This is a genomic window from Paenibacillus lutrae (assembly GCF_009757775.1).
Classification (GTDB): Bacteria; Bacillota; Bacilli; order Paenibacillales; family NBRC-103111; genus Paenibacillus_F; species Paenibacillus_F lutrae.
Window position 1 is genome coordinate 601,711 of record NZ_RHLK01000002.1, and the last position, 24,206, is coordinate 625,916.

Genomic DNA, 24,206 nt, shown 5'->3' on the forward strand with positions numbered 1-24,206 from the left:
AGCATGTGGAAACAAAGGCGGTTCGGCAAAGGCGGGGAAATTTGCGGTATCGCAGTTGAACCCCGCAGGGCGTCTCCCGTTCTCGTAATCACTTTGCCCGGATTGGGTCAGGCGATGAGCGAGAAAAATTACATGTTCTCCGGGCTGAGAAAGATTCTGGCGGGACACGGACAACGGGTCGTCCAGTTTGATTACCGGGGCCACGGGGACAGCATCGGCGAGTTAGGGGACGCTACGGTCACCACGATGAAGCGGGATGCCCTTGAGGTCCTGTCGGAAGTTACCGAGGAACACCCGGCAGAGCGGATTTACCTGATCGGCCATGCCCTCGGTGCCGTCGTTGCCCTGCTCGTGGCTGACCAGTGGGAAAGAGAGTACGGCACTCCATGCGTTCTGGTCCTGCTGGCCCCGCCTCTAGCCGCATTTCCGTCCAAGGAAACACTGTTTCCTCCGGAAGTTCTCGGCAGGCTGGAACAAGAAGGCGTACTGGATTCCCAGCAGCTGGTTCCGGGGTTCGATTACTATACGCTAAGCGACTTCGACCGCCGGCAGTACGACTATTTCAGCGCTTGGGGCGCTCATATGCTGTATCTGCACGGGCAGTGCCTTTCAGCCGGTATGATCCATGAATTGGATGGACTCCGGCCCGTGCAGCTAATACAAGAATACGGCAGAGAAGTCCATATCATTTGCAGTACCGAAGATGCGCAGACCCAGGCAGCGGTCCGTGGGCTATCGCATGTATTCCTGCATCCGGTGGAAGGATACCGGTATTTTTACCAGCATCCCGAAGCGATGGACAGGTGGATAGAAGCTGCAGCCGGGATTGTGTTAAACCGCAAACAGGGAGAGTGAGAAGGATTTTATGGAACCAAGCCAAAAGACGATAGCCCAAACGATTCTGTCCCGGAATACGGACTGGCGTTTCCCGGATGGGGAAGGCTTGTCACAGCGGACGCTGGACTGCAGGCAGCTGTGTATGATGGAGGTGCTCAAATGGAAGGGTGTCTCCCGTTTGACGCCTATCTTTCTGAACGCGTTCGATTGCGAGTCGGCCGGCATGCTTTTGAGGAGGCAAGAACCGCAGCTTAATCTCGGCTGGAAGCTGACGCGGTATTCCCCCTCGAATCCGGAAGGATTATTTCCTCTGATTCAATCGATTTTTGATCACGAAGGTTATGTTCTTCTATTCTATAAAGCTCATGAGGCACCCTTTTCCGGCTATTACGAGAAATACGATATCGTTCACTGGTCCCTGCTGATCGGTTGTGACGAACAGGGTGTCGATCTCGTGGACGATGAGGGAGCACCGGCGTATTTTAATGGTTACATCGGAAGAGTTCCCCGGGAGGTTCTGCAGGATACTCTCGGCGCTTCCGGCTTCGGAGGTGCCGCCATTATCAAAGAAGACCCGGCCTACACGCGCAGCTGGGAAGAAGATTTCAGGTCGCTTGTGCAGATGTCCGTCGACAACATGATCAACCGGGAGGGACTTAAGAATCTGGCAAGTTTCGTTCAGGCTGTGGAAACCGCTCCTCTGGAAGAGCTTACCGGCAATCTGGAACGGCTGGAGTTCGACATCCATTACTACCGCAGATTGAGAGAGCTGTGGAAGACGGCGGTGGAGAAGCAGGTTGTTCCGGAAAGGTGTGTCGCCCCGGGATGGGTGGAGGAACTTCTGTATGTATGCAAATCCTGGTCTCTCGTGATGGGAGTGCTGGCGAAGTGGAAAAGGCAGCCTCAGCGGGATTACCGGCTCAAATTAACCGATTACCTGAACCAGACGCTGGAAAGTGAGCGCGGCTTTTTCAGGGAGCTGCAGCGGATACTGTGAGGTGGGAGATGGAGAAGCGGTATAAACAAATCGCGGATAGGGTTGTCGCGCATTCCCTCGGGCTGAGGCCCGGGCATAAGGTTGTACTTAAAGTACGCGGACAAGCGGACGGATTGACCGAGTGCCTGATTCCGCGAATCTACGAGGCCGGAGCGGTTCCTTTTCTGCAGCAAACCAGAACCGAGGAACTGAAGTGGCTGCTGAGCGGAGCGTCGGAAGAGCAGATCCGGCTGTGGGCGAAGCATGATCTGGAGCTTATCAAGGAAATGGATGCGTATATCGGTATTCATGCGGAAGAGAACATTTATGAGATGGAAGACGTGGACAGCGCGAAGTACAGCCTCTACGTTAAGCATTATTTGCAGCCCCTTATGATGGCCATGGCTTCCAAAGAACAATGGACTCTTCTGCGTTATCCGACCGGGGGAATGGCCCAGCAGGCAGGGCTGGGATCGGATAAGCTTCAGAATCTTTATTTCCGGAGCTGTACGATGGATTACGGCCGGTTGAAGGAGCAGGCCGAACCTTTGGCCAGGCTGCTGGAGAGGACCGAATCGGTCCGGATCGTATCTCCGGGCACTGATCTGAGCTTCTCCGTCAAGAACATTCCCGTATTCCTGTGCGACGGCCGTTACAACCTGCCGGACGGGGAACTGTTCACGGCCCCGGTGGCCGGTTCGGCGGAAGGGCGGATCCGGTTCAATGTGCCGACCAGCTATATGGGCCGGCAGTTTCATTCCGTCTCTCTGGAATTCCGTGAAGGCAGGCTCGCCGATGCCGCATGCAGCGATACGGCCGGATTGTTGGAGATTCTGAATTCCGATCCGGGCGCATCGAGGCTGGGGGAATTCGGAATCGGCTTTAATCCACATCTTACCGTGCCCATCAACAACTTATTGTTCGATGAGAAGATGGCCGGAAGCATCCATTTGGCGTTCGGGCAGGCCTATGAGATGGCGGACAACGGCAATACATCCGTCATTCATCTGGATCTGGTGCTCTGCCAGCTGGAAGCTTATGGCGGGGGAAAACTTTATTTTGACGGGGTGCTGGTGAGAAAGGATGGCATGTTCGTGCTGCCGGAACTGGCGCCTTTGAATCCATAGCGGGGAGAGAAGCGGATGGCCAAGGTTTATATAGCCGTGCAGCGGGTGCTGGGTCACGTCTATCCGGCACTTGGCATCGGGCAGCAGCTGCAGAAGAGGGGGCACGTGGTAACCATTCTGACCCACTCTTCGAACGAAATGCTGGTCCGCAGAGCCGGTCTGGATTTCCTGCCGGCCCAGTGGGGCAAATTTCCGGAGAAATTTGTATACGAGCAGACAATGGAAATCCATGCGTACGCTGCGGGCGGATCACCCGATCTGCTGATCTGCGATTCTTCCCAGGCGGCTCCGGCTTATGCCGCCGAGATGCTGGGGATGCCATGGATCAGTCTGCAGACGACGGTCCCTTACCCCGACTTTCTGCTGCCGGGAAGCAGAACCGTGCAGGAGCGCATGCGCAAAGTATACGAGGCGGAGCTTAATCATGTCCGGCAGAGGCTGGGTCTGGCTCCTCTCTCCGATCCGCTGCGCACGCGGGGGGATTTGGCCGGACTGTCCCCCCGGCTGCATCTGGTTAATGCAGTTTCCCTGCTGTTTCCCGGCGTGGAGAGTCTGCCGGCACAAACGAAGTTTGCCGGGAACTGCGTGCCGGACACCGGGGGGCAGCGGGAGGCAGTCCCGCTTCTGGAACCGGCGCGCGGGAAACCGGTCGTGCTCGTCTGCGCCTCCTCCACCGGGCGGCATGATTCCAGGGAAATCATGAACCGGTATATCTGGGCGGCCGCCTGGCTTGCCGGAGAAGGCGCGTTCGAGCTTATTGTATCGGAGCATCAGCCTTATCAAGGCCGGCAGCCCCTGCCCGCGAATGTCCATTGGATCAGCGAGTATCCGAATCATGATCGTCTGATGCCCATGGCTGATGCCGTTCTTACCCACGGGGGCTGCGGCACGCTGCAGACGGTCATGAAGCATGGGCTCCCGATGCTGATCGTGCCGCTGGCGTCCGATCAGGAGCTGCTTGCTTCGCGCTGCGTCGAGCTCGGTTTTGCCCGGGCCATGGGAGCAGAAGAAATCTCCAGGCAGCGGATACTCACCGAACTGGAGGCCCTGCTGCTTCCGGGCAGCCCGCTCAGGTACAGGGCGAAGCAAACCGCTGAGCTTGCGGAGCTGCGAAGCCCGGGTGATGTGGCTGCGGATGAGATCGAAAGCTTTTTGACAAATACAGTGTAGAGGGTGAAGCGAATGTTAACGGGCGAAGCGGCATTAGAGGTGATCGGTAAAATCGGCGGACTGGACTCTGTTGAACTGGATACTCATTTGCTGGAACAAGGAATTGACTCGGTCAAAGTTGTCGAAATTCTGATTGAATTTGAAATGATGTTCAATATTGATGTTCTCGATGATCAGCTGAATCTGGATGAGCTGACCACACCCGGGCGCATTCAAGCTTATATTAACGGCATACTTGCCAAGTAACGCAGAGCCGTGACGAAAGCCGAGTCATGCAGCGGGGTTCCTTTTATGCTTAAAAGAGACGAAAGCTAACGAGCAGGACATGATCTATTGTCAGATATGGACAGCGGGATTCGTCAGGAGAGGAGGGATCATGAATGACGACACAATGGGTTTCCCCGGAGCAGCTCCTTCAGTACAAGCAGCAGGGATATGCTGTTATTCCGGGAATGTTTGCAGAGCATGAGGTTGCCCGGCTGAAGCAGGGACTGAGGGAAGTGTGGACAGAAGGCATCCGGAGGCGGACGATCTTGCAGAGCATGCTGTTTCCTGTGGAAAGTCTTTTTCCGCCTTTGCGCAACGTCCACCAGGGACATAAGGATCTCCTGAATTGGGCGCTGGACCGCAGAACATTCGGTACAGCTTCGGAGCTTCTCGGCGAAGGGGCTCTGCTCGTCGGATCAACAGGCTTCTATAAATGTCCGGGAGCCAAGCAGCTTCCGCTGCACCAGGACAATTATGACATCGGTGCCGATCCTTCGGCAGGCTGTGCCTTCTGGATCTCCCTGGACGGGGCGGACCCCGGCAACGGCGGGTTGAAGATGGTGCCCCGCAGCCACCGTCTCGGCCTGCTGAAGCCGAGAATGCCGGGCAGCCGCTCCACCTACGGGCAGTCGGTTCCGGTCCCCGATCATCACGAAGCGGTCGATGTCGTTACCGCCCCCGGCGATGTTGTCGTGTTCCACGGCTTTACGGTGCACGGCTCCCATGCGAACCGGACACGCTATGATTTCCGCAATTCGCTGGTCCTGCATTTTGTAGGGGAGAGCGTTAAAAGTCTCTTTGTCCAGAACAGGGAACTGTTAAACTCGGCGGGGGATAAAATATTCAGGCCCGTCAACAAATCACACAGTGTTAAAAGGTTGTTTCTGACCTCCGATTCCAACTGAAACGGGAGGGAAGGCTATGGATAGCAGGCAGTTTTTCTCCGAATTATACAAGCATGGCGGAGTATGCGCAGCGGACGGGACCGGGGGCTTCATGACGTATAAGCAGCTGCGGGAGCGGATGGAACAGAACGCGCAGATCCTCACCCGGCTGGGTTTCGGCAAGAGCAACAGCAAGGGCCAGCAGCTGCTGGCGGTTGACGTCTCGCTGGGCTTTAGAGTGGTGCCGGTTTACTTGGCTGCCCTGCTCCTTAACATCACGCTTATCCCTGTGGATCCGCTCAGAAATCCCGCCTTGTCGGACAAAATCCTCCGGTGGACGAAGGCGGAGCTTTATATCACGGACAGCAGCCTGGACAGTCTGGGTAAGATTCTGCCGGGAAGTCTTCCCGGGACGATCCCTTCGCACAGGCAGGAACTGAGCGAGGTAGCCGTTGTGCTGTACACATCGGGAACGACGGGGCGTCCCAAAGGCGTAATGTTGACCTACGGCAACATTTGGTCGAATCTCCGCAGTATTCTGGATTATTTTACGCTAACCCCGAAGGACAGGCTGTATTTGTTCCGTCCTCTGACTTACGCGTCGGCCTTCACCGGTGAACTGCTGCCTGCCTTGTACAAAGGAGCAGCCGTTTACTTCAAGCCAGGAGATATCAACCCGATCGGCACGATGAAGAGTCTGGCCCGGGACGGGATTACGGCCTTGGGCGTCACCCCGACCGTGGCTGCCGCTTTTGCCCGTTTCCGCAGCCGTTATGATTTCTCGGGGCTGCGCTATCTGATTCTGAGCGGGGAATGCCTGAGCGCCGCACATGCCGAGCAAATTACGGCCGCCTTTCCGGCAGCCGGGATTTGGAACGCATACGGATTGACCGAGGCTTCTCCGAGAATAAGCTGTCTGACGGAGGCGGGTGCGGTAATCCGCAAGAAAGGCTGCGTGGGCAGACCGCTGGCGGGTGTAAAGGTGAAGGTAGCGGATTCTCAGGGGCGCCCTGTACCGGAAGGGCAGGAAGGCATCCTTTACGCTGCCGGCCCCAATATCATGAAGGGCTATTATGGGGATCCGGAAGCGACCGCCCGCAAAATAACGGATGGCTGGCTGTGCACCGGCGACCGGGCGGTAATCCGGGAGGGCGAAATTTATGTACTGGGAAGAAGTGACTTTCTTTTGATCCGGGGCGGAATCAACATGGATCCGAGTGAAATCGAAAGCGAGCTGACCCGAATTCCCCAAATCCGCGAAGCATTGGTATTCGGAGAAACCAGCGAAGGAAGAACGCGGGTTCATGCCTGGATCACTTGTGACAGCGGAGCGGAGATTCCCCAGATCCGTTCGACTATCATACGGACGATCAGGGACTCCAGACTCTGGCCCGATGTGATCGAAATCAAGCAGGAGCTTCCCAAGACCGCAAGCGGCAAGTTGATTCGACCTATTAATCCTTAGAGGTGAGAATATGCAAACAAGCTATCCGGTCATTCACCCGTTCACGTGGATGCCGCCGAGCGGGTCGCTGACCCCGGAAGCATGGTACGGGCAGTATACGTGTCTGGAGAGGGGGGAAGGATCGTGGGTGTACGACACACACGGCAACGCCTATCTGTATACGACAACGGCTGTGCCTGCAGTGGGTCTCGGGCATTGGCAGGTAATCCGGGCGATGAAGGAGCAGATGGAGAAGCTTAGCTTTGCTTCAACCTGTGCCCAGACGCACAATCTTGTTCAAGCTCTGGCGGAAAAACTGATCTCGCTGTGCAGCCGCCGATATTCCAAGGTATTCTTCGCCAACGATGGGTCGGGAGCCGTTGAAACCGCCATGCGGATGGTCCGTCAGCACTTTATTACCCGTGGGGAAAGCAGGCGGGAGATGTTCATTTCCCTGGATGGCAGCTATCACGGAACCACATACGGGTCAGGTTCCGTGACTCATCTGGGCATCCGGGAAATGTTCGGCAAAGGTCTGGAAGGCTGCTTGTGCGCGCCGACTCCGAATCTGTACCGGCCCCCGGCCGGCACAGATTCCCCGGAAAGCGCCGCAGCTTTCTGTCTGAAAGAACTGGAGCGGATAATCACGGAGGCCGGACCGGAGAACATCGCAGCCGTACTCGTCGAGCCCATTCAAGCGGTCAATGGGATTGTTCTCATGCCGGAGTCGTTTTTTAAGCAGCTCAGGGCTCTGACACGGCAGTACGGTATTCTGGTCATCGCCGACGAAGTAACGACCGGGCTCGGCAGAGCGGGATATTGGTCGCTCAGCGAGCATTACGGCCTGGAACCGGATGTACTGGCTGTATCCAAGGGTTTGACCGGCGGTTACTTCCCTATGGGAGCGGCTCTGATATCGGATGCTCTGGACAGCAGCCTGTTCGGCGAAGGAGGCATCCTGCTTCATGGCTCGACCCAGTGCGGCCATCCCGTAGGGTGTGCGGCCGCTCTTGCGGTACTGGACATCATCGAGCAAGAGCGGCTGCCGGACAATGCGCTCCTCCGGGGCAAAGACCTCATCAACGGATTCAGGGAATCGCTTGACGATCATCCTTGCGTAGGTGACATACGGGGTCAAGGACTTATGCTCGCCCTGGAGTTTGTGAAGGACAAGCAGACGAAGGAACCGGTAGATTACGAATGGGGCAAGAAGCTGACCAAGTTACTGCACGGGGAGGGTATTCTGGGCAACTACTTTAACGGAATCCTGCTCATGTATCCCCCATTGAACGTAAGTGAAGAAGAATGTGACTTTCTTATCCATGGCGTATCAAGAGCGCTGAGAAGAATGAGGTGAGTCTATTGGCGGACAGAGAGCATTGGCATGATTTTTTCGGTGCAGATTATCTGCTTTTCTCCGAAGTGATATTGCATGAAGAGCGGACGGCCTTCGAGGTGGATCAGCTCCTCCAGCTGCTCCGGCTCCCGCAGGGTGCCCGCATACTGGATCTGGGCTGCGGACAGGGACGGATTAGCGTGCCGCTGGCGCGAAGAGGCTACAAGGTGACAGGGATGGATGCATCCCGGACGCTGCTGGCAGCAGCGCGGAAGAGGGCGGAGTCCGCTGGAACGGCCGGGAATGCCGAGTTTGTAGAGCTTGATATGCGGGGGCTGGAGGCTGTGGAAGAGTTCGATGCGGTCATCAACCTGGGAACGGCCTTCGGCTATCTCCAGCATGAAGAAGAAGACCGGGACATTGTCCGCCGGATTGTCCGCAGTCTGAAGCCGGGCGGACAGTTCATCCAGGAAACGGAGAACCGGGAGTTTAAGCTTATGCACAGCGCGAAGAAAACGTGGGACATGATGAATGGCCAGCCTGTCTGGTCCCAGCGCGAGTTCGACAGCGTGAGCGGCAGATGGAATGAAGTGATGAACTGGCTGGAAGCCGGCAATCTCAAGACATCGCGCCTGAATCTCAGACTGTATGCGGCTACCGAGCTGCTCGGCATGCATACCGAAGCAGGTCTGATCCGTGAAGGGGTATACGGCGGTTTCGACTTCTCCCCCCTTACCACGAACAGTCCCCGACTTCTGATTCATTTGAAGAAAAAACAGGATGCATAACTTGCACAGTGGCACTTTAAGCCGGGAAAATATCCGATGAGCAGGGGGAGAACGGATGGATAACGTTAACAAGCACAAGCTGATCAAATGGGATGAAATGAAGTGGGAGCCCGGGATTTATGAGAATACGGAGATGAGTTATCTGTACGAAGATGAGCAGGGCCGGCTCTGTTTTCTGGTGAAGCTGCATCCGGGCAGTTTTATCCCGATGCACGATCACCCGCGCCGGGAATTCGCCTACTTGATTAAGGGTGATTTGATTCTCAATGAGGATGAAGTGATGAAGGAAGGGGATTTTCTGACAGCGGGGCTGGCCGAATCCCATGACGTGCGTACGGAGAACGGGGCTCTTCTATACGTCTTTATTGACTACCATGTAATCCGGCAGCAAATCGTTGAAATCGAAGCTACTTCGTAAGCCGAGGAGGAAATGGAAGTGACCGGTGTTGCAACAGTCAAGACGGCTCTATTCAATGAAGCCTATCATGCTTCCTATGATTATGTGTCTGATTATACGGCCTTTACCATCCTGCAGGTTTTGAAGGAGGAGGGCTTGCTCTCCTCAGCTCTTGCCGGAGAGCAAGAAATCATCTCCCGGCTAGGCGGCACGGATGCCAACATCCCTTTGGTCCGGTGGGCCCTGTTATTTCTGGAGCAGCAATTGTTTATCCGGAAGACGGATCCGGGCGTTTGGGAAACGACGGACAAAGGAAAACACTGGACGGATCGCGGCAATCCGTTCCCGGCCGTTCATGTCACTCCTTCCCTGGATCTGATCCGGTATGTCGGCTCATTCTGGCTGAAAGCGCTGCGGGATGAAGTGGAGCCCCGGCAAGTTCTTTTTAACCGGAGCGGAGCCGCTTTGTGGGAACGTTATTTTCATAACGCCCATGATTTGTATGCGGTTCACAACCAATGGGCGGCTGAGGAACTGGCGGACCTGATGACAGGACCTTGCGAAGTATTGGAGCTGGGTACCGGCTTCGGATCGGCAACCCGGGCTCTTCTGACGGAGATGAGGCTCCGGTCTAAGAAACTCCTCCGCTACACGGTTACGGATGCCAGTACGCTTCTGGCCGTCAAAGCCAGAAGGTCTCTGGAGACAGAGCTTGCATCCGACAAGCTGAGGCACAAGAAGCTGGATCTTAACGATATACCGGCCGGAGAAGGGGAGCATGATTTTATTTTCGCCGTGAATGTGATGCACTGTGCGGATCAGCCGGTCCATGCTCTAAGCAGACTGCGCGAGCATCTGAAGCCCGGCGGCTCTATTCTCCTGTCCGAGTGCGTCCGGAGGGACTACAGGAGCAAGCTGCAGCAGGAATTTATTTTCTCCATGCTGCCGGACTTCCGGGAGGTTGGTACCGGAAGCGGCGATCTCACCTGTTTCGGCTTATTAAGGCCGGAAGACTGGTGGGACATTATGCAGGCTGCCGGCTTCGGGCAAGTTGAGGTCAAAGTCAACGAGGGGCCTGTGCGTGGCGCCATAATCACAGGAACCAGGGAGAAATAGAGGGCCGTCCGATGATTATTGTTGTAGAGCTATTTATTTATTATCTGGCCTCCATTCAGCTTCATGGGGTCTCCATACCTTTATTTACCAGCCCGGACAGTGAAGAGTTAAAGACGGTGCGGATAGAACAGGATTACAGCCAATTTAAACGGTGAATAACCCAGGACAAGGGAGAATCCCGTCCTTTCCTGATTCAAGTGAGAGGGGTGCTTTATGAAAAAAAGATGGCAGTTTTTTCTTGCTTTGCTGATTACAGCCGGCCTGCTGACAGGGGCTTACTTGTACTGGAATAAACCTTATAAGCTTCCCCCTGTCTCGGATGAGATGAAGCTGGCTGAATTCAACCTGGTCTTTGATCAGGAGAGAAGCGTGCAGATTGCAGGCGATGCTTCGGTCGACGAGCTGAAAAGGCTCGTAACGAATAATCCCGATAATCTGGCTTACAGCAATGAGCTTCGTTTGAAAATGGGAAAAAGCGAGCAGACGGAGGCTTTTATTTCTTTTATGACAGAAATGAATAACCCGCCGGCGAGGGCCAAGCTTCAGCTGGCATTGGGGTATATCGACAGGATGCAGAACCAGTCTCTGGGGACCGCTTCGCTCGGGCAGATTTCCGTACACTCCATCAACCAGTTGAACGAAATTCTGGAGAAAGATCCTTATGACTGGCTGGCACATTACGCCCGGGGGATCAATAATCTCTACTGGCCGGTCGGGCTGCAGCGGATCGACAAATCCATCCAGGATTTATCGTTCTGTCTGGCTGTCACCAAGAAATTCGAGCAAGAAACCCCTTTTTATATGTGGGCCCTGGCTTACACGGCTCTTGGAGATGCACTGGTTAAAAAAGGGGAGGTCGGCGATGGAATCGACATCTGGAAACAGGGATACAAGTCGCATCCGGATGACGCCGGTTTGAAGGAAAGAGCAGCCGCCTCCAGGGAGCAGGCGCTGGAGATCGTCATCCGTGACAGAGGAATGGATCAGTTCCAGCGGCCGTCTCCGGACATCGGCGATTTGAGCCCGATCTGGAAGCCTTCCAAAGAAGGGCAAATTCAATGAAAACGGGGAGTGCAGCAATTGCCGGCAATGGCAATACAAGGATTGCGGGGGAAGGGGGACGGATTATGATGAAGCCGCCCGGCAGGCAAGCCGTTGTAACCGGTCTGGGAGTCGTTACTTCTATCGGCAGCGGGGAAGAAACGTTCTGGCGGAATCTGCTGGAAGGATCTACAGGGCTTAAACCGGTCACGGTATTCGATACGAGCGGGCATACGAATAAGCTGGCCTGCCAGATCGATGAGATTCCGCTGTCGCTGTACAACCAGGAAGAGATCCGCGCTTCGGGAAGAGCGACCCGGATTCTGGTCCCGGCAATCGAGCAGGCACTGAGAAGCGCGGGTCTGGACCAGGAAGCGTCCGCAGACTGCCGGATCGGTCTCTGCGTCGGCACCACGATGGGGGACATCGATCCGCTGGAGAACGCTTTGCACGGGCAGAGAAGCCGGGCGTTCGGCGGTCCTCACGAAATTACGGGGCAGATCCAGAAGATGATGCGCCTGCAAGGGCCCGTCTGGACGTTCACGAATGCCTGTGCCGCCGGGAACTTCGCCATCGCCCGAGCCGTGGACGAGATTGCGGCAGGCCGGGCCGACATCATGATCGCGTGCGGAGTCGATTCGCTCTCCTGGGTCGCATTCACGGGCTTCAGCACCCTGCGGGCCATGGCGCCCGACAAGTGCCGTCCCTTCGATGCGGCCCGCAAAGGGCTCATCCTCGGCGAAGGCGCCGGTGTGCTTGTGATCGAATCGCTGGAGCATGCGATATTAAGAAAGGCCCGGCCCCGCGCCCGGCTGCTCGGATACGGGATGAGCTGCGACGCTCATCATATTACGCAGCCGGACCCGGCAGGCCGGGGCGCCGCCCGTGCCATGGAGGCTGCGCTGCGGATGGCGGGCCTGGCACCCGGCGCCGTAGATTACGTGAGCTTGCACGGTACGGGCACGATGGCTAACGACAGGATGGAGGCAAGGGCGCAAGAGGCGGTATTCAGCGAAGGAAGCCTTCCGCCCGCCAGCTCCATCAAGGGCCATCTCGGCCACACCCTGGGGGCGGCCAGTGCGATTGAAGCCGTGATGAGCGTCAAGTGTCTGGAGACCGGGATAGCTCCGATGACGCTCAATCTGGAGCAAATGGACCCCGAATGCTCCATTCCGGTTATCAGGGGACAGTCCAGGCCCGGAAAGTACCGGACGATTCTTTCCAATTCTTATGCTTTCGGGGGCGTGAATTCCTCTATCCTGCTGGCCGCTTGTACTTCCGACTGACGGCCGCCCGGCTATGATGATATGCAGCGGTACATTCACGGCGGTGAGCGGTCCACATCAAGCGAGTAAGGAGAGATTGGCATGGAACCGGTATATATAACGGGGGCAGGATGTCTAAGAGCCCCTGGCTTCAGAAGTCTGGCAGAGATGCTCGGGGGAGGCTTATCTCCTGAGCGCGAGAACAAATTCCTGAGGATTGAAGACATTCCGCCAGCTCCCCCGACCCTCAAAAGATTTAAAAGGCAGTCCAGAGCGGTGCAGCTGGCCGCTCTCGTGACAGGCGAGGCGCTGGGTGAGGCGGGGATTCCCGTTCCCTGCCCGGACGGGGATAAGGTCGCCATGGTGGTGGGAACCGATGACGCAAATCTGGATGCCATTTACAAGCTTAATCAGGAAGCGGAGGCTTATGGGGTCAACAACACGAGTCCGGGCTTGTTCCCGGATACCGTCCTGAACGTAACCGCCGGACAAACGGCCATTTATTATGGCCTGAGCGGGCCCAATGTGACGATTTCGAGCGGCAGCGCAACGTCTATCCGATCCTTGCAGTATGCTGTGGATCTGCTGGCTTCCGGAAGTGTTTCCCATGTGGTCGTTTGTGCCGTTCATCTCGCTGTGCCTGAAATTTTCCGGGATAATCTCCGGTATCAGACGCACATCGAATCTGCTGCGAGCCTGGTACTGTCTAAGCAGCCTCTTAACGGAACCGGCCTTAGAATGAGCATGAAAACCAGAGTAAATGAGAGCAGGGCAGATATAATCGAGATAGAAGATGAAGAACTCATTGCCTTTGCCGCTCTTGCGCTGAAAGAAAACGATGGGGCCCAGCCCTGCCGGCTTAAGATCGGATCGGCGGCCGAACGCCAGTATACGGTAGAGCTCGATAACGACGTACTGACGGAGGATGCATAGTGGGAAAAGGGGCTTTGGTAACAGGGACAAATATGCTTTGTTCACTGGGAGTAACGAACGGGGAAGTCTGGAAAGCAGCCCTTGCGGGAGCGGAGGGACCCCGGCAGCGCTCATACCGCTTCTCTGACAATTCCTGCGTGGAATACCCGGTCTACACCCTCCCGGACTGGAGACCTGCCGAATGGCTGGGGCGGCAGACGGCTGCCTGGCTGTCCGAGAACCGGCTCCTTGAAGACGCAGATTTCTGCATGCTGCTGGTCTCTGTCCGGCAGGCTCTGGAGGATGCCGGCTTTAGTCCGGGAGGATCATCGAGGGTCGGATTGGTTATCGGTCATGAGAATCTGGGCGTTGTAAGGCTGACGGACAAATTTGTGCAGCACCAGCCTGAATTAGGGAGAAGAGAGCGGGAAATGCCGCTTTTCAAGCAGTACCAGCACGAGTTTTTCAATCTTCAGACATTTCCGTATTTGTTCTATCTGGCCCAGCTTCTCGGCATTAACGGTCCCAGCTATGCGGTTAACAATGCCTGTGCCTCGGGGCTCTATGCCTTGGAACTGGGCAGGATGATGATCGAGACAGGGAGCGCCGACCTGATGATCGTCTCGTGCTCTGATTACGCCCATGTATCCGAGTACTTATGGCTGCAGGAGAAGGGATTTGTCTCAGGGCGGAATATGATCCGTCCGTTCGATCTGCACCGGGACGGTTCCATTCTCGGGGATGGGGCGGCTACAATTGTGCTGGAATCGGAAGAGCATGCTGCAAGAAGAGGCGCCTCACCCATAGGCCTGTACAGGGGCGGACGTTTTGTGCAGGATCACTGGCATATGACGCTGCCCGACGTATCCAGGCATTCCTATGCCAGTGTCATCAGCGGGGCTGCAGAGCTGGAACCGGATCGCGAGATTGATATTCTGGTTCCTCACGGTTCGGGAAGTACGCTCTGGGACCGCTATGAGGCCGCCGAGATTCAGAGGGCCTTTGCCGGCCTGGAGCGTCCGCTGCCCGCAGTTACGGCGTTCAAGGGATATTTCGGGCACCTGCTGGGAGCGAGTGCCATGATCGAAACGGTGCTGATGCTTCACTGTATGAAGCATAATACGCTGCTGCCTGCACTTAATCATGAGTATCCCGATCCGAAAATAAAGATTCGGGTTCAGACTCAGGCGGTGTCCCGGACTATCCGCTCAGCAGTAAAATCTGTACCCGCGTATGGCGGATTTCATGCGGCTGTTTTATTCAATAAGCTGGAATAGAGGGATGCATGTGGGAGCAATCACATACCATTTTACCGGACGCACAGTCCTTGTAACCGGAGGTTCGCGGGGGATTGGACGCTCTGTGGTCAAGCAGCTGGCTGCGGCGGGGGCTCAGGTGGTTTTTACTTACTCCAGGGACCGGGCGGCTGCCGAATCGCTGCTGGCTGAGACGGGGAAAGACGGATGCTCCGTCTCCTGTATACAGACAGACTTTACCGATCCAGGCTCAATCCGTCATCTGCTGGATGTTGTGTCCGAGAACGGGCCCCTTCACGGAGTTGTGAATAATGCAGGAATTATCCGGGATACGCCGGTTTACAAAATGTCGGATGAACAGTGGAACAGTGTCATTCAAGTCAACCTGACATCCATGTTCGCGATCATACGGGGGTTGATCCGGCCGCTGGGGCTAAGCCGGGGCAGTGTGGTGAATGTCTCCTCCGTCTCAGGCTTAGCCGGAGCTTCCGGCCAGGCGAATTATGCCGCTTCCAAGGCAGGAGTGATCGGCCTCACCAAGGCGCTGGCCAAGGAACTGGGTTCGCTGGGTATCCGGGTGAACGCAGTGGCTCCCGGCTATATCGGAACCGAGATGCTGAATGATATCGCGGACCGCCGGAAACTTGCTTTAGCGAAGAGCATTCCGCTCAAAAGGCTCGGGACTCCCGAAGAGGCGGCCGCCGCTGTATTATTTCTGCTATCCGGTGAAGCCTCGTACGTGAACGGTTCCGTGCTGGTTGTGGACGGAGGATTACTATGAAAAGGAGGAAGGCTATGAATCCGAAGCAAATTAAGTCGCGCATCATCGAAGTTACCCTGGATCTTATCGATTCTCCGGAAGTGCTGGAGGAAGTGGATAAAGACATCTTCTTAGACACGCCTCTAATGGATATCGGGATCGATTCCCTGGCCGTTCTGGAGCTGGTCGTTACCCTGGAGCGTGAGTATGGCGTACGCCTGTCGGAGGAAGAACTGGTTGAGATCACCTGTCTCCAGGATATCCTTAAGCTCCTGCTCAACAAGCAGGCCGGTTAAGGCAGAGAGCACCGTCTAAATCAGAAGGATGAGGAGATGAGAACTTCATGCGGCTGCAATCAATTAACCGAGCGTTCATCGGCGTCACCGCGCTGCTTCTGGTCACCGCCGGCTGCGGTAACCAGACCGTCCGGTCGGATTACGGTTTTACTTTGAAGGAAGCGACAGATGCCACCGGCATTACATTTACTCATACGAAACCGACTTTTGATGCCAAACTGGCCAATATCATGCCATGGATGGCTTCCACGGGAGCCGGTGTGTTTACAGCGGATTATGATCAAGACGGGTTGATGGATCTGTACTTCGTCAATTCCGCCAAGGGGTCCAAGAATGCGCTCTACCATAACAACGGGGATGGCACTTACACGGAAACAGCCGGGAAGCTCGGCCTGGCGGATGTGAATACGGACGGCATCTCGGAAGCGGCCGTCTGGTTTGATTATAACAACAGCGGATACCCCAGTCTGTTCGTCGGGTCATGGGGCAAAAGCCGCCTGTTCCATAACAACGGAGACGGGACGTTCAAAGAGATTACGGATCAGGCTGGAGTCGGGTACCGCGGATATGTGAACAAGGCGATCGTGCTGGATTACAACCGGGACGGGAACCTGGATTTGTATTTGTCGTGTTATTTTCATGAAAAGAACGACCTCTGGAATCTCACCACCACGAAAATCATGCACAATGATTTTGAAAGGGCGAGGAACGGGGGACGCAACGTCCTCTACAAGAACAACGGGGACGGAACGTTCACCGATGTAACCCAAGAACTTGGAGTTGGCGATACAGGCTGGACCCTTGCTTCGGGCACCTGGGACGTAAATAATGACGGCTGGCCCGATATTTACAATGCCAACGATTTCGGGCCGGACACGCTTTATTTGAATGAGGAAGGGAAGCAATTCAAAGCTGTCGTTCAGCCCCGCGGTGTCGGCGATGATACCTTCAAGGGCATGAATGTCGATTTTGCGGATGTGTTCCATGACGGGAATCCCGCCATGTATATCAGCAACGTAAGCAAATCGCAGTACATTCTGGAAGGGAATCAATTATGGCATGAGAAAGACGGACAGTTTGTAGACCGAAGCGAGGAAATGGGCATTAATATCGCCGGTTTTTCCTGGGGTGCCAGGTTCGCGGATCTCGATAACAGCGGGAATCCGAGCTTAGTGGTGCAGACAGGTTTCGTCTCCGCGAGCAAGAAGCGGGATTATTGGTTTGATCTGGGTACGCTGGCTACGACACCCGGCAATGTAGTGGAGGATGCGAAGAACTGGCCGGCTTTTGCGGATAAGAGTCTCTCCGGGTATGAGAAGAAGTTTCTGTTCTTCCGGGAGGGCAACAAATTCAAGAATATAGCCGAGCAGGCCGGTCTTGATTTCGTAGAGGACGGACGCGGAGTCGCAGCTGTCGACATCGACAATAAAGGAACGCTCGATCTGGTCTTTGCCAACCAAGGCGGGCCGGCGAAAGTGTATAAGAATGTAATCTCAAACCGCAACAATTGGATCAAACTCGACCTGACCGGAAGCGCGCCGAGCACCCGGGATGCCGTCGGAGCGAGAGTCACTTTTGAAGTGAATGGCGTGAAGACGGTCATGGAAAAGGACGGGGCGAACAGTTTCGGTGGACAGAGCGATCCGCGTCTGCATATGGGCCTGGGTCAGGCGGAGAAAGTCGATAAAATCACCATTCGCTGGCCGAGCGGACGAGTGGAAGAGCTCACGGATGTTCCGGGGAACAGGATCGTAAAGCTTGTGGAGAAAGCGGATTAGATGTTCAAAGATCCGCGGATGTATATCCTTGTTTTTCTGCTGTCTTTTGTAGCTGCCGGGCAGGTCTTCCTCGGTTTTTTTCAGAAGTGGGACGCCTTCTTTATTTCCGTGGGCACAGCCGCAGGACTGGAGTTTCTTATCGTCGGTATACGGAAGAAACAGTGGGTGTTTCCGCTCAGCGCCCTGATTACCGGGATCGGCATCAGTCTGCTGCTCAGTTCTTATGCGTTATGGCCTTACGCGCTGACGGCCGCACTGGCTATCCTCATCAAGCAGTTCGTGCGGCTTGGAGGCAGCCATATATTCAATCCCAACAATGTCGCCATGGTCATTATGTTGATCGGACTGCCTGCTTATGCCGTCAGTACGCCGAAGCAGTGGACCAACGGAATCGAAGTGATGATTCTCATTATGGCGCTCGGATTCTTGGCGGCCTACAAGGCCAAGCGTCTGGATTCCGTGCTGGCTTTTATCGGAGGCTTCGCGGTGTTCGCATGGCTGCGGGTGGAGTTGTTCGGCGAGCCCGTGTTCTATTCATACGGTCCTATGATGGGAGCGTCCTTTCAATTATTTGCTTTCTTCATGATCACAGACCCCAAGACAACACCTCCTACGAGGCGGGCAAGAATCTTGTTCGCCTTCCTGATCGCATTTGCGGATGCCTGGCTTCGGATTCTCCATATTACGAATTCGCAGTTCTATGCCTCTTTCCTTATTACGCTGCTGGTAGGAATCCCCTACAGGTTTAGGGGCGGCAAACAGATGAGGGAACCCGGATAATGCAAAGCCCGGCAGTACGGCTGAATGGACACCTTTCAGCCGCCTGCCGGGCTTATTTGCACTTCTCTTTCGATCACTGCGCATAGCGCTTATGAGCGCCCATGTGCCTGGCGATACAGGAGGGGCTGCAGAACCATTCCTGATCGAAATCCCAGTTCTTCTCGCCTTCGTAAATCGGATTCCTGCACCTGTCGTAGGCGCACTCGGCAATTTGGGCCGGCTCGTCGGCCTGCGGGTCACGCGGTCCCGTTTCAAATCGGTCCAGCGACGGCAAGGTTAACTCCTCCATTCGTCTGTTATGCAACTAGCATACGACGGTCTGAGAGGGGCCGACTCTTCTTTTGTTGCTGCCGATCCTGCAGGTTGTGACAGGATCGGCTGCCGCTTCTTCGCCGGGACTTTATTCCGCGTCCCTTAGCACACTGACTACTCTGCCGAGAATACTTACATCATTCTCCGGAAGGAGCGGCTGAAAAGCGTCGTTGGCGGGCTGCAGCCGTATATGATCCGCTTCCTTGTAGAACGTCTTCACGGTCGCTTCTTCGCCGTCGATCAGAGCTACGACCACATCGCCGTTATCTGCCGATGACTGCTGGCGCACCAGAACGAGATCTCCGTTCTTGATCCCTTTATTCACCATGCTCTCTCCGAGAATCCGCAGAATAAAATATTTGCCCGCCCCCACGAGGCTTTTAGGGACACTGAAATATTCTTCGATGTTCTCCGCAGCGAGAATCGGACTGCCTGCCGTTACCTTGCCTAAGAGGGGAAGACGGACATAGTACTCGGCGGAGAGGGAAGTTTCGCGAAGCTGGCTGTTGTCTGCCGGAATAGAGGTCTGCCTGATTCTTCCCGTTCTATATGGATCACCCGTTGAGGCTTCTGTGTTCTTGCGGGCCAGATGGTCGGCTAGTGTCTGAAGCATGAGCAGGTCATCTTCCATCAGCTGCCCGGCTAAGACTTGTAATGCTTCCATATAAGGACTGTAAGGAGCACTGGATTTGTTTTGGATATTTGTAGGAGTCTCCGGTTCCGAACCGGTCATGAGCCAATCGAGGGACACATTAAATTGTTTGGAAATGGAAATTAAAGCTTTTGCGGTGGGGGTTGATTTTTTCTTTCCATTTTCCCAGTCACTGATATTACCAGGAGAGACTCCTATCATTGCGGCTAGTTTGGCCATCGTTAATTTGTGTTTCAGCCGAAGCTCTTTGATGCGAATGTTAATTTCATTCATTAATTAGCCCCCAATCGGCATATTCCCGCCCCATTCAAACACGGCATGCAACAAACATACGTTCTAATAGTATAACAAACATTCGTTCTAGATCATAGTCGTTTCCATTCGAAAAATAACGCATATGCGTTATTGTTATTTGAATTCATACGCATATGCGGTTATAATGATGGTACTAGATATATCCATATATGTAATCAAGTATGTAAGGAGCAATCGCATGACAAAAAAATATGAATAAGTGACAAGGTCAGCAGATCGAATACAAACCTCTATGGTTACAATTAATAATAAGGATATTTATTTATCAATTTAATATAAATATACTTTTTGTAATTTTTTTGCTTATTCATTTAATTTTAAAAGGGGATGAAGAAATGATGAATTTGCTTGTTTTCGTCCACAAGGCTGACAAATGTAAGGACTATATTACCGAATTGCTACTGCTTTCCAAAAAGGTCAAGCTGATCGAGTTCGTGGATTTGAGTTCGGCTATTCGCATCGTCAAGCAAACCCATTACAAACTGGTTGTCTTCCTTACTTTCGAACAGACATTTCCGGAAAATTGGAATGTCCATAAGCTTCAGTTCGGCAGTCCTCTCATAGCACTGGCCGGAGCAGACCGGATCAGCTTCACCTCTTTGATCTCGCTCATCGATATGGTTGCCCAGAATCAGGAGCCTTCCTGTGATAACCGCCTGTTTGCCGAATCACTCGCGTTTATTGACGAGAATCTTTGTGAGAACGATTTGAATCTGGAAAAGGTGGCTTCAACCATTTTTGTGAGCCGGTGTCATTATTCCCGGATGTTCCAGAAGTATGTCGGTACAGGCTTCAAAGAATATGTGATGAACAAACGTATCCAGAAAGCAAAGCTGCTGCTGCAAAAGGGAGATCCGGTCACGGATGTCTGTTTCTCTGTGGGGTATAACGATTTGACCCATTTCGGCAGAGTGTTCAAAAGAAAGGTGGGGGTAAATCCATCGGTATACCGCCTGAATAAGGCAGCTTCTCAATAAAACAGGAAATGGGGCCTAATGTCACATAACCAGGCAATCGGCAAATTAAATTTATAAGCAGGAGCATTCCTGCCACGAAAGCTGAGGGTTGATCATGGAAACGAGTATAACAGCAGCCGGACTTATTGCAGGTACAGCTTTAATCTTTCCGTTTCTCTACCTTGGATTATTCAGGCAGAATATCTCCAAGACGATTAAAAGATTCAGCTTTTCGCAAGATCAAGCGTTTAACCGGAAGTTTCATCAGGTTTTGAAAGCGTTTTTAACGGGAAGCAACGGAGTCTTGAAACCGGTACTGAGAATGGCGGATGTGAGGGAGGAATTGGCTCATCAATTCCCGCCTTTTTACAGAGGTTTTGCCTATGAAGGAGTGGGCCTGGGGCTCGGAGTGAAAGCTTCCTTGTCACTTGGCAAGGGCAGGCGGTTCGAATCGTATCTGCACCAATTGTCGCCTGGGCATCTTTATCAATATTACGTGGGCTTGGGCTGGTATCTCAGTATCCGGCACCGGTTCGATTATGAGGCAATGGCAGGCTGGTTAAGGCAGCTTGATTCCAGATATGCGCCCATCGTGTTCGACGGAGTCGGCTTTAAAACCGCTTTATATCATTACCGGGAAAATAAACAGATTATTCAGAAATTGACGAGCTTCCCTTATCCGTACCAGCGTGTTTGTTACCAGGGACTTGGACGCTCTCTATGGTTTCTGCATGAATTTGACCTTAAGGAGGTCAGTGCCGAGATCGAGACTCTGCCCTCATCCTTCCGTAACGATGCATTCAGCGGGGCGGGAATTGCGGTTGCTTACAGCATGTTCGATCAGGTAGCGCATACGGCAGAGGCAGACTTACAAATTCCACTCGCTTACCGGGCTTCCTTCCGTCAGGGACTGGCTTTCGGCTGGGAGGCTCGCAAGCTGCAGGACCCGGCATATTGGCAGCGTCAAATGCAGATCTGCCCCTCTTCTGTCAGCACCAAAGTGAATCATTATGTAGACTGTGTGCATCAAGCCGAGCAGCGTATAGAGGCGGGCGCAGCTGAATCTTACTATTTTAAGTGGATAGAAGAGGCGCGCCGTATCTTGCAAGAGAAGCAAGCGTGAAGGAGAAGCGGTAATTGCGTCACAGGAGCAAAAAAGAACGAAAACACAGCTATTTTACAACGGGTAGGGAATCCGGAGCCAGGTTACGATAGTGTTGAAGAAATCCTGAATCGGAGGAGGGGTACGATGCCTGCCAAATTAGTAGTGAACACCCGGGCTATTTCGCATGAAGAATGGCTGTCCTGGCGCCGGAAAGGAGTCGGGGGAAGCGATGCGGCAGCGATATGCGGGAAGGACCGCTGGAAGACTGCGATGGAGGTATACCTCGACAAAATCGGGGAACTGCCGGAGACGGAAGAGACGGAGCCTGCCCGTTTTGGAGGCAAGCTGAAAGAGTTTATTGCCCGGGAGTTCTCGGAAGCAACCGGATTTAAAGTGATGCGCAGGAACTGGATCTTCCAGCACCCGCAGCACCCCTTTATGCTGGCCACCATTGACCGGTGGATTGTCGGCAGCAGCGCCGGTCTGCTGTGCAAAACGACAGGCGAGTATTTGAAGGACGAATGGAAGGACGGCCGGGTGCCGGATCGGGTGGCTGTCCAGTGTCAGCATTATATGGCGGTGACCGGTGCGGACCACTGGTGGGTAGCCGTTCTCATCGGCGGCAATAAATTCCGTACCGTACGGCTGGAGCGGGACGATAACCGGATCGAGCAGCTCATCAAGACGGAGTCCAGCTTCTGGAACGAGCATGTGCTGCCGAGAAAGCCGCCGGCCTTCGACGGGACGGAAGCATCTGCGAGCCTGCTGAAGCGGATGTATCCTCCCGGAGATTCTCCGGCAACTCCTTTGAAGCTTCCGGGGAAGGCAGAGGAATGGATCCGCCGATACCTGGAGGGAGCCCGGGACGAGAAAGAAGCCTCAGCGCGCAAGACAGAGGCGGAGAATATGCTCAAAGGCCTCCTGGGAACGAGCGAGCAGGGGATTCTGGGCAGTTATAAAGTGGAGTGGAAGAGCATTTACCGCAAATCGGGCCGCAATGCTTCCTACAGACGATTTGATGTCGTAACCATGTCCAATTGACGGAGGGGTTTCATGCGCAATGAGTTAAGAACCGATCTGAGGCCGGTCGTTTCCTGGCGGGATTACCGCCTTGATCCCAGGTATTTTATTCTTCTGTTTCTGAGCAGCTTCGCGATTGCCGGACAAGTCTATCTCGGTTTTTTTCAAAAATGGGACGCTGTCCTTATATCGGTTGCCTGCACCACGATTACCGAGCTTATTTTGTGCCGCTGTACAACTAAAACCTGGCAGTTTCCGCTCAGCGCAGTGATAACCGGGATTGGGATTTCCCTGCTGCTCAGCTCCAACCTGCTCTGGCCTTATGCGCTTGCGTCATTTTTAGCGATTGCCCTTAAGTACATGATCCGTTTTAAAGGCGGTCATGTGTTTAATCCGAATAACGTGGCGATGGTTCTTATGCTGTTCTTTCTGCCGCAGTATGCGGTCAGCACACCCAAGCAGTGGACGAACGGGATCGGCGTTATGCTCACTATTCTCTGTTTGGGCATTCTCGTCTGTTACATGGCGAACCGGTTGGATTCGGTGTTAGCCTTCCTTGGAAGTTTTACCCTGTTTGCACTGGTCAGGCACTTCCTGTTCGGGGCTCCGCTCCTGGCGGCACTGGGACCCCTGATGGGAGCTTCCCTGCAGCTGTTTGCCTTTTTTATGATCACCGATCCCAAATCCACCCCTTCGACCCGGAAAGCCCGTATCCTGTTCGCCTTCCTGGTAGCCCTGCTGGACGCTGTTTTCCGGATTAACCGGATTGCCAATCCGCAGTTCTACGCGTTGTTCCTGGTTTGTCTTATCCTGGTGATTCCTTACCGGATATGGGCATCTCGTCAAATCTCACTTGCACAGTAAACGTGTCTCTTCATCTTGCTGGAAATAGAGGTGAATTATTTTGTGTAAGAATGGAAATTGCACGGGTTCTGTGCCGGGCGGCACAGCAAGAACGGATGGTGACTCGGGTCAGCCGTCTGTCAAGGATTCATGCGCCGGACGGGCCTCTGCCAGTCACTCGTGCGCTAAGCGGTCATGTGCCAAGCAATCAGGTGCCCAGCGGCTGTGCGCCGACAGCGGCGAGCAGAAGTTCCCTGATGCGCAGAGGCCCGAAGAAGTGGATCCGACGACGTATAAATTGCCGCCGGATCACCTGCAGATGCGTTATTTTCTGCGTACACCGTACTCGAAGTACTGGGATTTCTGGGATCATTTCAACTAAGAGATTCATCCGGGAGTAAAGAGAACCGCCTGACAGGTTGTCCTGGTAATCAGTCCGATCATTTACCGCTGATCTGTACCCGTTCATGGGGGCGGAGAACGGATTGGAACTACACTTGGATCTGTGGATCTGGTTGGCCGGGAACAGCCGGCCGGAATACGCGCAGAAACCGCAAAAAACATAGCTGCCCG

Annotated in this window: 27 protein-coding genes; 25 read left to right on the plus strand and 2 right to left on the minus strand. The window is 54.3% G+C overall.

Annotated features, from left to right (window positions below):
- Nucleotides 1-3 precede the first annotated feature (3 nt).
- The 20 genes from EDM21_RS04935 (at nt 4) to EDM21_RS05030 (ending at nt 18,430) form a co-directional block, all read left to right on the plus strand.
- Entirely contained in the window at nt 4-855 is an 852-nt protein-coding gene (locus EDM21_RS04935; RefSeq protein WP_157333400.1) for an alpha/beta hydrolase, read from the plus strand.
- 10 nt (nt 856-865) lie between these two features.
- Nucleotides 866-1,834 carry a hypothetical protein gene (locus EDM21_RS04940; RefSeq protein WP_157333402.1) on the plus strand — a complete coding sequence of 323 codons (969 nt, stop codon included), beginning with the start codon at nt 866-868 and terminating at the stop codon, nt 1,832-1,834.
- Between the two features lie 8 nt (nt 1,835-1,842).
- Complete coding sequence (locus tag EDM21_RS04945; protein ID WP_157333404.1) at nt 1,843-2,940, plus strand: aminopeptidase; 1,098 nt, start codon at nt 1,843-1,845, stop codon at nt 2,938-2,940.
- A 15-nt stretch (nt 2,941-2,955) separates the two neighbouring features.
- On the plus strand, nt 2,956-4,110 hold the full coding sequence (locus EDM21_RS04950) for a glycosyltransferase (RefSeq protein WP_157333406.1): 1,155 nt from the start codon (nt 2,956-2,958) through the stop codon (nt 4,108-4,110).
- Between the two features lie 12 nt (nt 4,111-4,122).
- Nucleotides 4,123-4,356: a phosphopantetheine-binding protein gene (locus EDM21_RS04955; protein WP_068776346.1), complete on the plus strand. Its 234-nt coding sequence runs from the start codon at nt 4,123-4,125 to the stop codon at nt 4,354-4,356.
- A 134-nt stretch (nt 4,357-4,490) separates the two neighbouring features.
- Nucleotides 4,491-5,282 (plus strand): phytanoyl-CoA dioxygenase family protein, encoded by a 792-nt coding sequence (locus EDM21_RS04960; RefSeq protein ID WP_157333408.1) that lies wholly within the window; start codon nt 4,491-4,493, stop codon nt 5,280-5,282.
- 16 nt (nt 5,283-5,298) lie between these two features.
- Complete coding sequence (locus tag EDM21_RS04965) at nt 5,299-6,726, plus strand: class I adenylate-forming enzyme family protein (RefSeq protein ID WP_157333410.1); 1,428 nt, start codon at nt 5,299-5,301, stop codon at nt 6,724-6,726.
- A gap of 10 nt (nt 6,727-6,736) precedes the next feature.
- Entirely contained in the window at nt 6,737-8,062 is a 1,326-nt protein-coding gene (locus EDM21_RS04970; protein WP_157333412.1) for an aminotransferase family protein, read from the plus strand.
- A gap of 5 nt (nt 8,063-8,067) precedes the next feature.
- Nucleotides 8,068-8,829, plus strand: a complete 762-nt coding sequence (locus EDM21_RS04975) for a class I SAM-dependent methyltransferase (RefSeq protein WP_157333414.1) — start codon at nt 8,068-8,070, stop codon at nt 8,827-8,829.
- Between the two features lie 55 nt (nt 8,830-8,884).
- Complete coding sequence (locus EDM21_RS04980; protein ID WP_068776350.1) at nt 8,885-9,247, plus strand: cupin domain-containing protein; 363 nt, start codon at nt 8,885-8,887, stop codon at nt 9,245-9,247.
- Between the two features lie 18 nt (nt 9,248-9,265).
- Nucleotides 9,266-10,342, plus strand: coding sequence for a methyltransferase (locus tag EDM21_RS25355; protein ID WP_166541831.1), 1,077 nt, complete (start codon nt 9,266-9,268; stop codon nt 10,340-10,342).
- Between the two features lie 11 nt (nt 10,343-10,353).
- Nucleotides 10,354-10,497 carry a hypothetical protein gene (locus tag EDM21_RS04990; RefSeq protein ID WP_157333418.1) on the plus strand — a complete coding sequence of 48 codons (144 nt, stop codon included), beginning with the start codon at nt 10,354-10,356 and terminating at the stop codon, nt 10,495-10,497.
- A 58-nt stretch (nt 10,498-10,555) separates the two neighbouring features.
- The gene (locus EDM21_RS04995) at nt 10,556-11,404 is read left to right on the plus strand and encodes a tetratricopeptide repeat protein (protein ID WP_157333420.1); all 849 of its coding nucleotides are present in this window, start codon (nt 10,556-10,558) and stop codon (nt 11,402-11,404) included.
- Nucleotides 11,401-12,669, plus strand: a complete 1,269-nt coding sequence (locus EDM21_RS05000; RefSeq protein WP_235918032.1) for a beta-ketoacyl-[acyl-carrier-protein] synthase family protein — start codon at nt 11,401-11,403, stop codon at nt 12,667-12,669. The genes EDM21_RS04995 and EDM21_RS05000 overlap by 4 nt, the downstream gene beginning before the upstream one ends.
- An 81-nt stretch (nt 12,670-12,750) precedes the next feature.
- Nucleotides 12,751-13,581 (plus strand): beta-ketoacyl synthase N-terminal-like domain-containing protein, encoded by an 831-nt coding sequence (locus EDM21_RS05005; protein WP_157333422.1) that lies wholly within the window; start codon nt 12,751-12,753, stop codon nt 13,579-13,581.
- The gene (locus tag EDM21_RS05010) at nt 13,581-14,837 is read left to right on the plus strand and encodes a beta-ketoacyl-[acyl-carrier-protein] synthase family protein (RefSeq protein ID WP_338043928.1); all 1,257 of its coding nucleotides are present in this window, start codon (nt 13,581-13,583) and stop codon (nt 14,835-14,837) included. Before EDM21_RS05005 ends, EDM21_RS05010 begins: the two co-directional genes overlap by 1 nt.
- A 10-nt stretch (nt 14,838-14,847) precedes the next feature.
- Nucleotides 14,848-15,597: a 3-oxoacyl-ACP reductase family protein gene (locus EDM21_RS05015; RefSeq protein WP_166541832.1), complete on the plus strand. Its 750-nt coding sequence runs from the start codon at nt 14,848-14,850 to the stop codon at nt 15,595-15,597.
- Between the two features lie 14 nt (nt 15,598-15,611).
- Nucleotides 15,612-15,872, plus strand: a complete 261-nt coding sequence (locus EDM21_RS05020; RefSeq protein WP_157333426.1) for an acyl carrier protein — start codon at nt 15,612-15,614, stop codon at nt 15,870-15,872.
- A 47-nt stretch (nt 15,873-15,919) separates the two neighbouring features.
- Nucleotides 15,920-17,650, plus strand: coding sequence for a CRTAC1 family protein (locus tag EDM21_RS05025; protein ID WP_157333428.1), 1,731 nt, complete (start codon nt 15,920-15,922; stop codon nt 17,648-17,650).
- Nucleotides 17,651-18,430 carry an RnfABCDGE type electron transport complex subunit D gene (locus EDM21_RS05030; protein WP_157333430.1) on the plus strand — a complete coding sequence of 260 codons (780 nt, stop codon included), beginning with the start codon at nt 17,651-17,653 and terminating at the stop codon, nt 18,428-18,430.
- A 73-nt stretch (nt 18,431-18,503) separates the two neighbouring features.
- On the opposite strand, the gene EDM21_RS05035 is transcribed toward EDM21_RS05030, so the two are convergent.
- Together EDM21_RS05035 and lexA are read right to left on the minus strand one after the other, a co-directional pair.
- Nucleotides 18,504-18,704, minus strand: a complete 201-nt coding sequence (locus EDM21_RS05035) for a hypothetical protein (RefSeq protein WP_157333432.1) — start codon at nt 18,702-18,704, stop codon at nt 18,504-18,506.
- 126 nt (nt 18,705-18,830) lie between these two features.
- Nucleotides 18,831-19,667 carry a transcriptional repressor LexA gene (gene lexA / locus EDM21_RS05040; RefSeq protein ID WP_157333434.1) on the minus strand — a complete coding sequence of 279 codons (837 nt, stop codon included), beginning with the start codon at nt 19,665-19,667 and terminating at the stop codon, nt 18,831-18,833.
- 377 nt (nt 19,668-20,044) lie between these two features.
- Here lexA and EDM21_RS05045 point away from each other — a divergent pair, with 377 nt between their 5' ends.
- From EDM21_RS05045 to EDM21_RS05065, 5 genes are all read left to right on the plus strand, one after another.
- Entirely contained in the window at nt 20,045-20,686 is a 642-nt protein-coding gene (locus EDM21_RS05045; RefSeq protein ID WP_235918033.1) for a helix-turn-helix transcriptional regulator, read from the plus strand.
- Between the two features lie 94 nt (nt 20,687-20,780).
- Nucleotides 20,781-21,788, plus strand: coding sequence for a DUF1702 family protein (locus EDM21_RS05050; RefSeq protein ID WP_157333436.1), 1,008 nt, complete (start codon nt 20,781-20,783; stop codon nt 21,786-21,788).
- A gap of 126 nt (nt 21,789-21,914) precedes the next feature.
- Entirely contained in the window at nt 21,915-22,811 is an 897-nt protein-coding gene (locus EDM21_RS05055; RefSeq protein ID WP_157333438.1) for a YqaJ viral recombinase family nuclease, read from the plus strand.
- Nucleotides 22,812-22,823: 12 nt separating this feature from the next.
- The gene (locus tag EDM21_RS05060; RefSeq protein WP_157333440.1) at nt 22,824-23,654 is read left to right on the plus strand and encodes an RnfABCDGE type electron transport complex subunit D; all 831 of its coding nucleotides are present in this window, start codon (nt 22,824-22,826) and stop codon (nt 23,652-23,654) included.
- Nucleotides 23,655-23,694: 40 nt separating this feature from the next.
- On the plus strand, nt 23,695-24,015 hold the full coding sequence (locus EDM21_RS05065; protein ID WP_157333442.1) for a hypothetical protein: 321 nt from the start codon (nt 23,695-23,697) through the stop codon (nt 24,013-24,015).
- Nucleotides 24,016-24,206: the final 191 nt, after the last annotated feature.